14 protein-coding genes are annotated in these 12,959 nt (G+C 68.0%); 6 read left to right on the forward strand and 8 right to left on the reverse strand.

The window, feature by feature from the left end; genetic code table 11:
- Positions 1–112: 112 nt before the first annotated feature.
- A complete protein-coding gene (locus AB0395_RS38390) occupies positions 113–415 on the reverse strand; it encodes an ATP-binding protein (RefSeq protein WP_366289964.1) in 303 nt (100 codons plus the stop codon).
- A 132-nt stretch (positions 416–547) separates the two neighbouring features.
- Here AB0395_RS38390 and AB0395_RS38395 point away from each other — a divergent pair, with 132 nt between their 5' ends.
- From AB0395_RS38395 to AB0395_RS38410, 4 genes are all read left to right on the forward strand, one after another.
- The gene (locus AB0395_RS38395; RefSeq protein WP_366289967.1) at positions 548–1,330 is read left to right on the forward strand and encodes a helix-turn-helix transcriptional regulator; all 783 of its coding nucleotides are present in this window, start codon (positions 548–550) and stop codon (positions 1,328–1,330) included.
- On the forward strand, positions 1,321–1,551 hold the full coding sequence (locus tag AB0395_RS38400; protein ID WP_366289970.1) for a DUF397 domain-containing protein: 231 nt from the start codon (positions 1,321–1,323) through the stop codon (positions 1,549–1,551). The genes AB0395_RS38395 and AB0395_RS38400 overlap by 10 nt, the downstream gene beginning before the upstream one ends.
- Positions 1,552–1,697: 146 nt before the next feature.
- Positions 1,698–2,030, forward strand: a complete 333-nt coding sequence (locus AB0395_RS38405) for a metalloregulator ArsR/SmtB family transcription factor (protein WP_366289973.1) — start codon at positions 1,698–1,700, stop codon at positions 2,028–2,030.
- 100 nt (positions 2,031–2,130) lie between these two features.
- Positions 2,131–3,024: a TIGR03620 family F420-dependent LLM class oxidoreductase gene (locus AB0395_RS38410; RefSeq protein ID WP_366289976.1), complete on the forward strand. Its 894-nt coding sequence runs from the start codon at positions 2,131–2,133 to the stop codon at positions 3,022–3,024.
- Positions 3,025–3,166: 142 nt separating this feature from the next.
- Here the strand turns inward: AB0395_RS38410 and AB0395_RS38415 are convergent, their stop codons facing one another.
- Both AB0395_RS38415 and AB0395_RS38420 read right to left on the reverse strand, forming a co-directional pair.
- A complete protein-coding gene (locus tag AB0395_RS38415) occupies positions 3,167–3,964 on the reverse strand; it encodes a serine protease (RefSeq protein WP_366289979.1) in 798 nt (265 codons plus the stop codon).
- Between the two features lie 285 nt (positions 3,965–4,249).
- Positions 4,250–4,543 (reverse strand): hypothetical protein, encoded by a 294-nt coding sequence (locus AB0395_RS38420; protein ID WP_366289982.1) that lies wholly within the window; start codon positions 4,541–4,543, stop codon positions 4,250–4,252.
- Positions 4,544–4,854: 311 nt separating this feature from the next.
- Between AB0395_RS38420 and AB0395_RS38425 the strand changes: the two genes are divergently transcribed.
- A complete protein-coding gene (locus AB0395_RS38425; RefSeq protein WP_366289985.1) occupies positions 4,855–5,664 on the forward strand; it encodes a DUF6082 family protein in 810 nt (269 codons plus the stop codon).
- Positions 5,665–5,993: 329 nt separating this feature from the next.
- Complete coding sequence (locus AB0395_RS38430; RefSeq protein ID WP_366289988.1) at positions 5,994–7,271, forward strand: M20/M25/M40 family metallo-hydrolase; 1,278 nt, start codon at positions 5,994–5,996, stop codon at positions 7,269–7,271.
- Between the two features lie 64 nt (positions 7,272–7,335).
- Here the strand turns inward: AB0395_RS38430 and AB0395_RS38435 are convergent, their stop codons facing one another.
- The 5 genes from AB0395_RS38435 to AB0395_RS38455 form a co-directional block, all read right to left on the reverse strand.
- Entirely contained in the window at positions 7,336–7,776 is a 441-nt protein-coding gene (locus tag AB0395_RS38435) for an ATP-binding protein (RefSeq protein WP_366289991.1), read from the reverse strand.
- A gap of 166 nt (positions 7,777–7,942) precedes the next feature.
- A complete protein-coding gene (locus AB0395_RS38440; RefSeq protein WP_366289994.1) occupies positions 7,943–8,755 on the reverse strand; it encodes a DUF1206 domain-containing protein in 813 nt (270 codons plus the stop codon).
- Between the two features lie 37 nt (positions 8,756–8,792).
- Entirely contained in the window at positions 8,793–9,725 is a 933-nt protein-coding gene (locus tag AB0395_RS38445; RefSeq protein ID WP_366289997.1) for a Ppx/GppA phosphatase family protein, read from the reverse strand.
- Between the two features lie 138 nt (positions 9,726–9,863).
- The gene (locus tag AB0395_RS38450; RefSeq protein ID WP_366290000.1) at positions 9,864–10,559 is read right to left on the reverse strand and encodes a hypothetical protein; all 696 of its coding nucleotides are present in this window, start codon (positions 10,557–10,559) and stop codon (positions 9,864–9,866) included.
- A gap of 152 nt (positions 10,560–10,711) precedes the next feature.
- Positions 10,712–12,673 (reverse strand): amino acid transporter, encoded by a 1,962-nt coding sequence (locus AB0395_RS38455; protein ID WP_366290002.1) that lies wholly within the window; start codon positions 12,671–12,673, stop codon positions 10,712–10,714.
- Between the last annotated feature and the right edge of the window lie 286 nt (positions 12,674–12,959).

Genomic DNA, 12,959 nt, shown 5'->3' on the forward strand with positions numbered 1-12,959 from the left:
CCGCGCCATGCCCCACCTTCTACCACACGACTCGCCAAAAATCGAACTTGTGTTCGATTTCGTGGTGATATGCCGTGTTTCCTCCCCTGCCTGAAGGCAGGGGTCTCCACACTCAAGGAAGTCTGATGATCCTGTCCTCGCGGTGCACGGCGACGTGGACGGTGAGCTCGTCACGGTAACCCCGGCCGTGCACGATCGCGTTCGTGACCAATTCCGAGGTCAGCAATTCCGCGACCTCTCGGATTTCCCCGGGAACTCCCCAGTCGCAGGCGATGTCCCGCACGAATCTGCGGGTGCTCGCGACGCATTCCGGTTTGTACGGAATCGTTTTCTCGCCCAGTACGGAAATCGGATTCTCCGTGGCGAGGAGTTGCCTCACCGTGAGCGCCGTCTTCAGGTCGGTGTCGATTGCCATGGGCCGCTCCTTTTTTCACTCCGTCCCCGTGCCAGAATGCCGTGGAGCCGCTACGCTAAGTAGGCAAACGGCTACCACGAGGGAATTTGGCGGCCGGTCCCCCCGCATTGAATTCCGGCAGGAGAGGGCAAGATGGGAGATCCAAACGCGCCACAGGCCATATGGGGCAGGGAGCTGCGCCACCACCGGCGGATCGCCGGGCTCACCCAGGCGCAGTTCGCGGCGAGGGTCCACTTCAGCGAGAGCCTGGTGAGCGGCGTGGAGACAGGTCAGCTCCCCGCGAGCCCCGACTTCGCCCGCGCCGCCGACACCGCCCTCGACACGGGCGGCCTACTCCTTCGACTGCTCGACTGGAGGAAAGGCCAGGTGTTCCCCTCGTGGTTCGGCACCTGGCACGAGAAGGAGCAGGCCGCCGTGGCCTTGCGCACCTACCAGCCCCTGGTCGTCCCCGGCCTGCTCCAGAGCGAGGACTATGCCCGCGCCCTGCTGGGCGACGACGAGCAGGCCGTAACAGCGAGGATGCAGCGACAGGGCGTTCTCACCCGCGAGGACCCTCCATCCCCGACGCTGCGCTGCCTCATCGACGAGGCGGTCCTGCACCGTCCTGTCGGCGGCAAAAAGGTCATGCACGACCAGCTGCAAAAGCTAGTGTCGGTGGCCGACTCCATGATTAGCATTCAGGTGGTGCCGATGTCCGTCGTCCGTTTCGGACTCCTGGCCGGATTCGCCATCGCCACCTCGGAGAGCGGAACGGACATGGCATATTTCGAAACGGCGATTCGCGGCCTGACGACCGGCGACCCAGCGGAGGTTACGAAGGCCGTGCGGCTGTTCGAGGCCATTCGCACGGAGGCACTGCCGCAGAGCATGTCCATAGACCTCATCAAGAGAACGGCGGAAGAGCGATGGACCTGAGCAACCTGAAATGGCGGAAGTCCAGCCTCAGCGGGAACAACGGCGGTGACTGCGTCGAGGTCGCCGAGTTGGAGCACCCCGTCCAGCGCCCCGCCCACAAGCAGGACGCCACCCTCGCCCTCCGCGACAGCAAGGATCCCCACGGCCCCGTGCTCTTCTTCAACGACAGTGAATGGGCCGCCTTCCTCAACGGCGTCAAAGCCCACGAGTTCGATCACTGACGGCACCCTTCAGGCCCTGGATCCCACCACGAGGGATCCAGGGCCTGTTTCATGGATCTTCTCGCCGCCACGGTCGCCGGAGCCGGCTCACATAGACCTCACATCGGATTACTTCGATCCGTCGATGACCACCTACGATCGCATCTATGGGAGAGCCTCCACTCATGACCGACTCTGAGCTGTTCGAGGCGTTGCGGGCGCTGGCGAACCCGACGCGGTTGCGGCTGCTGTCGTGGTTGCGGGAGCCGGAGCGTCACTTCGCACTGGAGGGGGCGATCGCCGACCCGGTGGAGGTGGGGGTGTGCGTGACCCACATCCAGGCCAAGGTGGGGCTGGCGCAGTCGACCGTGTCGGCCTACCTGGCCGAACTGCAGCGGGCAGGTTTGGTGCGGGCCACACGTGTGGGCAAGTGGACTCACTACAAGCGCGATGAGCAGCGCATCGCTCAGTTTGTCGCCACGCTCGGGCTCACGCTGTAGAGCTGGCGGTGATCAGCCACGACGCTTCCAACTTGTGTCATATCGTGATTTTACGATATTTCTATATGTCTGATTGTCGGTAGACGTGAGGAGAAGTTTCATGGGCGGCATAGACGGCATCGGCCTGGGGACGTTCGGGATCTACACCTTCGACTTCGAGTACCAGCCGGCCGCGCAGATGCGCGAGTCGATCCAGGAACTGGAGGAGCAGGGGTGGCGGGCGTTCTGGATACCCGAACTTCTCGGGCGTGAGGCGCTCACGCACGCCGGTTATCTGCTGTCTTCCACCGAGCGGATGCACATCGTCAACGGCATCGCGCAGATCTGGTCGCGCGGGGCCAGATGGACCTACGGCGCCGCCCTGCTGCTGGCCGACGCCTATCCCGATCGACACGTGCTCGGGCTGGGATTCGGCGGAGAACCACACCCCGGGATCACCCCATTGACGGCCATGCGCACCTACCTGGACGAGATGGACCAGCTCGAGACGGTCAATCCCGCACCCAAGGCCGCGGTGCGTCGCATCTTGGCCGCCTACGGGCCCAAGATGCTCGAACTGGCTCGCGACCGCACCGCAGGCGCCCAGACCTACCACGTCAATGTGGCGCACACCGCCCAGGCACGGGACATCCTTGGCCCGGACGCGTTCCTGGCCGTCGAACATCCGGTGCTGTTCGAGTCCGACCCCGGCAAGGCCCGCGCCATCGCGCGCGAGCACCTGAATCCCTATCTGAACACTCCGTACAACGTGGCGAAGTTCCGGCGGCTGGGCTACACGGAGGAGGAGATCGGCGGCGGCGGCAGCGACCGCCTCGTCGACGACCTGGTGTTCTGGGGCGACCTGGACACCATCGTCGGCAAACTCCACACCCACATCACGGCCGGCGCCGACCACGTCGCCGTGCAGGTGATCGGAGTCGAGCCAGGCCAGACGGCGATGCCCTACTGGCGTGAACTCGCCGGCGCGCTGTCGCCCCAGCACGTCACCACCTGAATCGAACCGTCGGACAGGCCTCAGTGCCATGACCGGGAACCTTCACCGGGTCGTGCGCCGTTCGGGGGTGACGGACACGCCCATGCCGGCGCTCGCCGTACCGAGAACAGCACTGACCCGGTGAAGGTATGTGGTCACGGCATCAGGGCAGCAGGCCTGTGACGCTCTCGATCCAGGTGCGGTGGGCGGCCACGTCGGTGTAGACGCCCTTGCCGTCCCGGCAGAAGATGTCGTTCATCCGGCTGAACGCGCCGATCAGCCGCCAGGTGCCGAAACTCGGCACCAGCAGCGGCCCGCCGGAGTCACCGCGGCAGGGTCCCGCCTGGGTGTCCGGGTTGCCGGTGCAGATCTCGGTGGCCGGGTCGATCGGGTTGCCGGGGTTGTCGCAGGCGCTCGCGGGCCGGACCGCCGAGTCGAGTCGCTGGAGCACGTCGGGCGGGTTGCAGAACGACTGCCACGGGACCGTGCATCCCCAGCCGATGAGCCTGGTCGGGCCTCCCTCGGCCGGGCGGGTGCCGATCCGGACCGGTGCGTTGAACACCACCTGGTCGAGCTTGAGCAGCGCCAGATCATGCGCCTCCGGTGCGCCACCCGGGTACAGGACGATCTGGTCGACTCCCCGTTCCTGCCCGCCGGTCTGCCAGCGCAGAGAGCCGATCCGCAGTTTGAGCTCTTCGGGGGTGTGGTTGACGACGCAGTGCAACGCGGTGACGACCCACGACGGCGAGATGAGGCTGCCGCCGCAGAAATGCGTCTCCGCGTCCTGGATCGAAACCATGAACGAGTAGGCACGCGTCGCCTCCACCCCTCCGATGATGGCGGGGGATACGGTGCCTTCAGTGTTCGATGGGCCGGGGTCGGCCTGTGCCGACGGAGCACCGGTCAGGGCAAGGACGAGCGCCACACCCAAGATGGTCATGATCGACTGTAATCGGCGCATGCTGTCACTCCTTTTGTGCCGAGTAGTGGCGAGAACGGATCGAACGAGCGCGCGGCGCACACCGATCGGTCCGAGCCCGGAGGTCTTCACAACGAAGATCACTCGATGTCAATTCTTTGATCATCTTTGTGGCGAGTGATCATCCAATCGGTATCGTCTCGGCCAACAGCACGTGAATCGATCACTCCTCCCGCCGCCACGGCCGAACAGCCGCGCGGGGCGCCCCGGCGTAAGAGCCGTCGATCGGCTACCCCGCGACCAGGACGCCCGTCTCGGCCAGGCCGGTCAGGAGTTGTCCCGAGGAGAGGGCGCGGTCAGGCCCGCCGCGCGCCCCAGCATGACCTCGAACGGGGCGCCGCCGAACCACGGCGAGACGTTCGGGACCCGCCCCGCGGGCAGCGCCGTACGGGCCAGCAGGTGGCACAGCATGCGTCCCCGCTCGGTCTTCGACAGTTCCTCGAACGGCTCGACGACAGCCGCCACCAGCCCGGCGATGCGGATCCGGCGCTGTTCTTCGACGACGCCGAATGGGTCGCCTTCCTCCACGCCCTTGCCGTCCTGACAGAAGATGTCGTTCATCCGGAGTCGGCCTGTGCCGACGGGACACCGGTCAGGCCGAGGGCGATCACGCGCCGCCCTTCCCGTCTGAGGTGGAAGCGCGCCGCGATGTCCCCCAGCGGTCCGCCGGAGTTCTCCTGGAACCTGGACTTCTGCCGTCCCCGTCTTTCCGGTGTTCTCAGCGCGGCAGGCAGGGGACAGCCGGCTGATCGGGGCCGCGGGCCGTCTCACTCCCGACCCCTCGGCCCCAAGATGAAATATTTACTGGATTCCACAGAGAATTGGTGATAAACATTCCGAACAGAGGAACGGCGCACTAATTATCATGACCGATGGGAGATTTCATGGCCGCCGGCGGGAAGTCCAGAATTCGACTGGCCAGCCTCCGCAGAGGGCTTGGATCCGGCATTTCCGTTTGGGCGATTCTGCTTACCACAGGGGCCGTCTTCGCACTCAGTATCCTGATCTCCCCCCTGGCCATGGAAGAGATCGAAAGACTAATCGGCGTGGACTGGCCGGTTCTGTCCAGTGTCGGCGAGACCTACGGGGCGGTCTCCGCCCTCATATCAGGCCTTGCGTTGATCGGAGTCACCACATCTCTCGCCTATCAGGCCAGAGACAGCAGGGTCAACCGCATCCAGTCGTTCCGTCAGATGCACAACGATCTGCTCGGGTGGGCCCTTCAGGACGACCGGCTCATGGAGTGCTGGGGAAATCCTTCGAAACGCGACGGTGACCGAAACAGGAAAAATACATACATCAACATGATCATCTCTTTCTGGGAGTCCAACTACAGCATGGGGTACGGCTCGCTGGAGGCGATTCGGGGTGCCGTGGCGAACGATTTTTTCACCAGTCAGATCGCACGGGACTTCTGGGCCGAGAATCGTGAGATGCGATTGAGCTACGCCAAAAGTGAGGGCAGGAAGATATATGAGCTTCGCAGAATGATCGACGAAGAGTACATGAAGTCGTCGGCGCCTCCCGTCGTCAACGTTCAGGGGGCGAGCGTGTCCGGGCCCGGATATTCGCCCCGCCCGCCCCGGGAGCCCGGTCTTAAGAAGGGAGGGCTGGCTGTGATCGCAGGGGTGGCGGCCGTCGCGGTCGGAGGTGTGATAATTCACCGGATCGGCAGGAGGTGACCGCGCCGCCACCCCGGCGGTTTCCGTCGTTGCGGCCCGCCTTACCGGATCTCCTGTCTTCTCCGGCGACCGAACGAGCACGCGGAGGGCGACCGTGACCGTTGTGAACCCAGACGACAGGCTCCGGGCTTCTGCGTGGATCCCGCACCGACGCTTTCTCCGTGTCCCGGCTCATGGGACGGCCGTTTCCGCCCGGGGCCGCACGGGGGTGTCCGGGTTCGCCGCGTGCTCGTCCGACGTCCCGCCTCCTCTCCGGCGTGTCGCGGTGCCGTACTCGATCCCGGTCGGGTATGCATCGGTGATCAATCGTCTTCGGGGGGCGTTCTTCCATGGGTGACGAGGTCTCGTCGATCTGCTCGGACCTGATCAGGTTCGACACCACCAATCCGGGCTCCGGCGAGCGGCCCGCGGCCGAGTACGTGGCCGGGCTGCTGGCCGAAGCGGGCGTCGAGCCCGTGGTCTTCGAGTCGGCGAAACGCCGCACCAGCGTCGTCGCCAGGATCCCCGGAGACTCACCCGAGGCCCTGCTGATCCACGGCCACCTGGACGTGGTCCCCGCGGAACCGGCCGACTGGCGGGTCCACCCGTTCTCCGGGGAGATCACCGGCGGCTGTGTCTGGGGCAGGGGCGCGGTCGACATGAAGGGGACGCTGTCCATGACGCTCGCCCTGGTCCGCGACTGGGCCAGGCGCGGCGTGCGGCCCGCCCGGGACGTGGTGCTGGCCTTCCTCGCCGACGAGGAGGCCACCGGCGAGTACGGCGCGCGGCACGCGGTGCGGCGGCACAGGGAGTTGTTCGACGGCTGCACCGAGGCGATCAGCGAGTCGGGCGGCTACAGCGTCGAGGTGCCGGGAGCACGCGTCTATCCGATCGCGGTCGGCGAGCGCGGCACCGCGTGGATGAGGCTCACCGCCCACGGCGTCGCGGGCCACGGTTCCCGCCCTCCCGCCGACAACGCGGTCGCCGAGCTGTGCCACGCCCTGTCCAGGCTCGCCGCGCACCGCTGGCCGGTACGGCTGACGCCCGGCGTGGCCGCCCTGATCACGAGCCTGGAGGACATCCTGGGCGAGCGCATCGACCGCGACCGCCTGGAGCAGGAGGCCGAGCGGCTCGGCCGGGCGGGCGCCCTGTTCGCGGCGCAGATCCGCAACTCGGCCAATCCGACGATGCTCCAGGCGGGTTACAAGGTCAACGTGATCCCCGGCACCGCGACCGCCCACGTGGACGGCCGGTTCCTGCCCGGCCATCGGGAGGAGTTCCTGGAGACGGTCGACCGCCTGCTCGGGCCGAAGATCACCCGCGAGTTCGTCAACATCGAGGACGCGCCCTCCGCGCCGCTGGACTCGCCCTTCTTCGGGCGGCTCTGCGCGGCGATCGTCGCCGAGGACGAGGGCGCGCGGCCGGTGCCGTACGTGATGTCGGGCGGCACGGACGCCAAGTCCTTCGCCGGGCTCGGCATCAGGGGCTACGGCTTCGCGCCGCTGCGGCTCACCCCCGACCTGGACTACTTCGGCATGTTCCACGGGGTCGACGAGCGTGTCCCCGTCGAGGGCCTGGAGTTCGGCGTGCGCGTGCTCGACAGGCTCCTGGTCTCCCCCGGCGCCTGAGGGTCCGCCCACGGGTTCGCCCGGCCATCCGTCCGGCCGTTCACCTGGCTGTTCATCTGACGGTTCATCTGACGGTGGCCAGCCTGCCCCTGGACACCCCGGCCGGTTCGAGGATCAGCTCGAACCAGACCCGGTTGGTCCCCGCCTCCCGCACGAAACCCCAGCTGTGCGCCAGCGCCTCGAGCAGCGGCAGGCCGCGGCCCCCCGTGGCGTCGGCGGGGGTGTGGCACACGCAGGGGGCCTCGGAGGAGCCCTCGTCCTGGACGGAGACCCGCACCCCGCCCGCCGAGTAGGTCACGGTGACGGTGAACATGCCACCGTCCCCCGACCGGGAGTGGATCACCGCGTTGGTGGCGATCTCACTGGTGAGCAGCACGCAGTCGTCGTGGAGGGGGTGGTCTCTGCCCAGAGCCGTCGAGATCAGCCGTCTGGCCCTCGCCACCTGGTCGGGAGACCCCTCCAGGTGGAGAACCCGTTCGCCGCCGTCGTACTCCGACGAGTCCATATGGCCCCTCCCGATGCTGTTCGCGCCCTTGGAAGGACGCGGGGCTCGGGAAGGGAGATGTCTCGAAAAAGTATGAATGGGATGGCTTACCAGATAGATAGGTCGGGCTTGCCAAAATGGCCGCGAGCTGCGTGGCCGCACCATCAGCCCCGTACGGCTCGGCCTGTCACAGCCGATGCCAGCGCGCCTGGAAGAAACAGTACGCGGCGAACAGCAGCAGGCCTACCGCGACCACCCCGAGAAGCCACGGTCCGACCGGCGTCCCGGCCAGCGCGCGCAGCGTCGAGTCGATACCCCGAGCCTTGTCGGGGTCGTAGGTGATCGCGGCCTGGACGACGAAGATCCCGGCGGCCACCGCGATCACGCCGCGGGCGAGGTATCCGGCCATGCCCAGCTTCTCGGCGAGCTGCCGCGCCCGCTGGGGCATCTCACCGGTGCGCAGGTCCTCAAGGAACCTTTTCCTCCACCCGCTGTGGATCCAGTAGGCGCCCAGAGCGATCACCCCGAGCCCGGCCAGGCCGACCAGGAACTGGCCGCCGGGCAGGTCCATCGCCCTGGCGGTGAGGTCCCTGGAGTTCTCGTCGGTCGAACTGCCCGCGTCACCGCGCAGCAGCAGGCTCAGCAGCGTCGCCACGACCAGCGCGTAGACGACCGTGCGCGCGCCCGCCTCGACCCGGTCCTTGACCTCGCCACGGCCGAGGACCGCCTCGGAGAGCTGCCAGAGGGTGAGGGCGGCGAAGCCGACAACCATCAGCCAGAGCAGCACGGTGCCGAACGGCTGCTCGGCCACCGTTTCGATCGCGCCGGTCTTGTCGGCCTCCTTGCCCCCGCTCCCGCCGCCGAACGCGATCTGCAGGGCCAGGAAGCCGATAAGCCCGTAGAGGACGCCACGACAGGCGAGCCCGAGACGGGCCAGTCTCTCCAGGGTCCGACTGTTCGCCGCTCTGCGCGCGGCGCCTTCCACCTGAGCGCTGTTCATGTCAAAGCGCTCTTACCGATCAAAGAGTCGGTAAACCTTACCTTTCGGGCATCGAGTCCAGTCTGCGCAGGATGACGCCCTCCCGCAGCGCCCACGGGCACACTTCCAGCTCCCCGACGCCGAACAGGTCCATCGTGGCGTCCGCGACGATCGCCCCCGCGGGCAACTGCGGCGCCCGCCCCTCGGAAACGCCGGGCAGCTCCGCCCGCTCGCTCACATCCATCCTGGCCAGCCTGTCGGTCCACTCGACCAGGTCGGCGTGCCTGAGCACCCGGCGGATCGCGTTCCCCTCGTTCGAGGGAGCCGCCCCGGTTATCCTCGCGAGCTGCCTGAACGTCTTGGACGTCGCGACCGCGTGGTCCGCCCGGCCGTACCTGGCCACGTCGCCGACCATGCGGGCGATCTCCGCCCGCACGTGCCTGCGCAGCGCCCGGACCTCCTGCGCGGGAGGCGGGTCGGCGGTGAAGCAGTCGCGGGTGAGCCTGCCCGCCCCGAGCGGCAGCGAGACCGCCACGTCCGGCTGCTCGTCGATGCCCGAGGCGATCTCCAGGGATCCTCCGCCGATGTCCAGCACCAGCAGCCGTCCCGACGACCACCCGAACCAGCGCCGCACGGCCAGGAACGTCAGCCTCGCCTCGTCCTGCCCCGAGAGCACCTGGATGTCCACGTCGGTTTCCGCGTTGAGCCTGCCGAGCACCTCCTCGCCGTTGACCGCCTCCCTGACCGCCGAGGTCGCGAACGCCATGAGGTCCTCGACACCCTTGTCCTCGGCGAGGCGCAGGGCCTCCTCGACGTGCTCGCGCAGCCGCGCCGCCCCCTCCTCGGAGAGGCGGTCGCCGTCGTCCATGTGCTCGGCGAGCCTCAGCTCCACCTTGTGGGAGTACGCGGGCAGCGGCCGAGCGCCCCGGTGCGCGTCCATCACCAGCAGATGAACCGTATTGGAACCAATGTCTAGAACACCCAGTCGCATGCGTCGAAGTTACTACCCTTCCACATCCCGTAGATCCGATGCCCAAAACTCCACGGGAACGCTCTCCTGAACAAATGGTGAACAAAACACAAGTCTCATGAAAGGGACAAGACACTCCGCACCACACCGGACGAGCCGTCACTTCAACAGGCTGACCCCGCGGGAGATGACGAGAACCGACAGCACGAGCGCCGAAACCGACTCCGTGGCCATGAGGAGCTTGGCCCGGACCGACAGCGGCATGGTGTCGGTTGGGCTGAAGGCGGAGGAGTTCGTGATCGAGACGTACAGGTAGTCGACGAAGCCGGGTGTCCAGCCCGACTTCCACGACGAGCGCGCGGCGACCTCGGCGATGGCGTCGTGGTCCTCGTCCTGGGGGAAGCGGAAGTCCGCCACGGGCAGGTCCCTCCCCCGCGCCTGAGTGCGGTGGACGGGCCCGCCCCGGTCGAGCTCCCAGAAGGCCAGCCCGAAGATGATGATGTTGGTGAGCCACACCTGGCCCGCGGCCAGCAGCAGCTGTTTGCCCTCGCCCGCCTGCCCGGTGAACAGCCCGTGGAGGACCAGGACCAGCGCCACCGTGTTGGTCACCGCGATGACGAGCACGAGCGCGATGGACATCCGCCGCAGCAGCCGGTTCTGCCTGACCATGCGTCGCGGGTTGACCGCCACCAGGGGAACGAACAGCAGCATCTCGAGCACGGGCACCACGAACCGGGGGCCGACGATGAGCTTGCTGGGCAACGCCGCGTACAGCGCGCAGGCGACCACGACCGCGCACGCCGCAGGAAGCCTCGGCTCCCCCGGGTGCCCCTGTCTCTCGGCTCGCTGCTTCATGACCGCGACCTCCGCTCGTTCACGCGCCGTCGCGGGCGGCACGGTACGGCCCGCGTGCACGGCGGGCTCGCGGGGCCGTCCTCCCGCCCCCAACGACCTGCTACCCCACGACGGACGTGCCGATCATCACTGCGCCTTTCCCTGCCCGGTTTTCAGCCGACGTGGACCCGCGGCCGGTGGCCCGCCCTGGGTTCGGCCTGCCTGAGGATCTCGCGGGTCAGCGGGGGGACGTCGCCTTCGCCGAGAAGGAGGTAGCGGAGCATGGCGATCACCGGGTTGCCCTCGGCCCAGTGGAAGAAGATCTGCGGAGTGCGCCCCGTCTGGTCACGCGCGTACAGCAGCAGGGCGGCGATCGCGTTGGGGACCGAGGGACTCTGGACGGCGAGGACACGACGGCCCTCGTGCTCCTCGCCCCTGACCATGAGCGTGCTGCTGAACTCCGAGGCGTCGGTCACCGTCACCTTCAGGAAGAGCACCGGCATGTCGCCGGGCAGATGGTGCAGTTCGCGCGCCCGCCGTTCCTTCTCCCGGTAGCCCAGGTGATCTCGGGGGTCGGGGTTGCTGGCGATCAGGAGGAGCTGTCCCGACGCGGCGGCCTCTTCGACGAACGAGCGGGCCCGTGGGTCGAGGATCACCGCGTCCACCCGGAGTTCGAGAGAGCGGGTGGCCCGCGAGACGAAGGACGTGACAATGATCGCCGCGATGAAGAAGGAGGCGATCTTGATTCCCTCCGGGCGCTCGAAGACGTTGGCGACCGTGGTGTAGACGAACAGCAGGGTGATCACACCGAACCTGGCCGCCGCCCGGCGGTCGCCCCTGCGGTGGGCGGACAGGGTGACGGCGAGCGCGGCGGAGAGGATGACGACCAGGACGCCCGTGGCGTACGCGCCTCCCTGCGCGTCGACGTCGGCCCTGAAGATGATCGTGATGACGAACGCGACCGCGGTGAAGACGAGGACGAGGGGGCGCGTCGCCGAGGCCCACTGCGGCGCCATGCCGTACCGGGGCAGGTAGCGTGGGACGACCGTCAGCAGGCCTGCCATGGCCGACGCGCCCGCGAACCACAGGATCACGATTGTGCTGAGGTCGTACGCGGTGCCGAAGGCGGGGCCGAGGTAGGCGTGGGCGAGGTAGGCCAGGGCGCGGCCGTTGGCGGGGCCGCCCGGCTCGAACTCCCTCGCAGGGATGAGCAGGGTGGTGGTGAGGCTGCTGACGATGAGCAGGACGCTCATGATCGACGCGGCGGCGGTGAGCAGGCGCCGGGTGTTGCGGATCCGGCCCTCCGGACGCTCGGGATCGTCGCCGGGCGCGCCCTCGACCAGGGGCATCACGGCGACGCCGGTCTCGAAGCCCGACAGTCCCAGCGCGAGTTTGGGAAAGACGAGCAACGCCATGGCGATCATGACCAGCGGGCTGGAGTACTGCGCGGCCAGCACGGCCTTCCAGGAGGCCACGTGTCCGGGTACGAGGAGCAGGTGCCGGACCGCCGTCGCCAGGACGACCAGGTTGAGCGCCAGATACACGCCGACCAGGCCGACCGCGATGCCGATGGCCTCGCCGAAGCCGCGCAGGAAGACGACGCCGAGCAGGAGGATGAGCGACAGCGTCACCCCGATCCTGTGGCCTCTCAGGAAGTGGGGGGCCAGGGGGTTCTCGATGACGTGGGCGGTCGCGTCCGCGGCCGACAGGGTGATGGTGATGATGAAGTCGGTCGCCAGGAACCCGAGCAGGACCAGCACCAGGAGCTTGCCTCGCCACCGGGGCAGGTACCGCTGCAGCAGGGCGATCGATCCCTGCCCGTGCGGGCTCTCCTCGGCGACGCGGCGATAGACCGGCAGCGCGCCCAGCAACGTCACCGCGACCAGGACCAGTGTGGCCACCGGCGACAGGGCGCCCGCCGCCAGGAAGGCGATTCCCGGCTGGTAACCCAGGGTGGAGAAGTAGTCGACCCCCGTCAGGCACATGACGCGCCACCAGGGATGGCCCGCGCGCGCGGCCGGGGGCGCGGTCTTCCTGGGAGCGGCCCCCTCAAGCAGCCATCTGGACAACCTGCCCGGCCCGCGGTCGCCTTCCGGCTCCGTCGCGTTCCCCGCCCCGCCCCGGCTCGTCGCCACCGCGGCCACCCCCGTGACATCCGCCGGGCCCCGTTGAGTGCCCGGCTCCGGCGTCCCGGAGATCTGCGGCGTCAACAGGTGTCTTCAGTGTGGACACCTTTCCCGCGGGAACGGGAGTCGACGCGGGGGTGCCTGCGTGTCGGGCCCTGGTTTTGTCGGCCTTTGGTCCCCGGGTTGCGCGGACGGGACCTGCCCGCGCGCCGGACCCCGACCGGCACGCGGGACTTGCCTCACACCGGGGACCCGGGACGCCCGCTCACCGGTGGCGCTCGCGGCCCGCCGGGAC

Origin of the sequence: Streptosporangium sp. NPDC051023 (assembly GCF_040689595.1) — a bacterium.
GTDB lineage: Bacteria > Actinomycetota > Actinomycetes > Streptosporangiales > Streptosporangiaceae > Streptosporangium.

Coding starts and splice junctions, on each gene's coding strand:
- AB0395_RS38450 (WP_366290000.1), bottom strand. CDS start 10,559: ATGAAGCAGCGAGCCGAGAGACAGGGGCACCCGGGGGAGCCGAGGCTT.
- AB0395_RS38415 (WP_366289979.1), bottom strand. CDS start 3,964: ATGCGCCGATTACAGTCGATCATGACCATCTTGGGTGTGGCGCTCGTC.
- AB0395_RS38445 (WP_366289997.1), bottom strand. CDS start 9,725: ATGCGACTGGGTGTTCTAGACATTGGTTCCAATACGGTTCATCTGCTG.
- AB0395_RS38420 (WP_366289982.1), bottom strand. CDS start 4,543: ATGAACGACATCTTCTGTCAGGACGGCAAGGGCGTGGAGGAAGGCGAC.
- AB0395_RS38390 (WP_366289964.1), bottom strand. CDS start 415: ATGGCAATCGACACCGACCTGAAGACGGCGCTCACGGTGAGGCAACTC.
- AB0395_RS38400 (WP_366289970.1), top strand. CDS start 1,321: ATGGACCTGAGCAACCTGAAATGGCGGAAGTCCAGCCTCAGCGGGAAC.
- AB0395_RS38395 (WP_366289967.1), top strand. CDS start 548: ATGGGAGATCCAAACGCGCCACAGGCCATATGGGGCAGGGAGCTGCGC.
- AB0395_RS38440 (WP_366289994.1), bottom strand. CDS start 8,755: ATGAACAGCGCTCAGGTGGAAGGCGCCGCGCGCAGAGCGGCGAACAGT.
- AB0395_RS38405 (WP_366289973.1), top strand. CDS start 1,698: ATGGGAGAGCCTCCACTCATGACCGACTCTGAGCTGTTCGAGGCGTTG.
- AB0395_RS38425 (WP_366289985.1), top strand. CDS start 4,855: ATGGGAGATTTCATGGCCGCCGGCGGGAAGTCCAGAATTCGACTGGCC.
- AB0395_RS38430 (WP_366289988.1), top strand. CDS start 5,994: ATGGGTGACGAGGTCTCGTCGATCTGCTCGGACCTGATCAGGTTCGAC.
- AB0395_RS38410 (WP_366289976.1), top strand. CDS start 2,131: ATGGGCGGCATAGACGGCATCGGCCTGGGGACGTTCGGGATCTACACC.
- AB0395_RS38435 (WP_366289991.1), bottom strand. CDS start 7,776: ATGGACTCGTCGGAGTACGACGGCGGCGAACGGGTTCTCCACCTGGAG.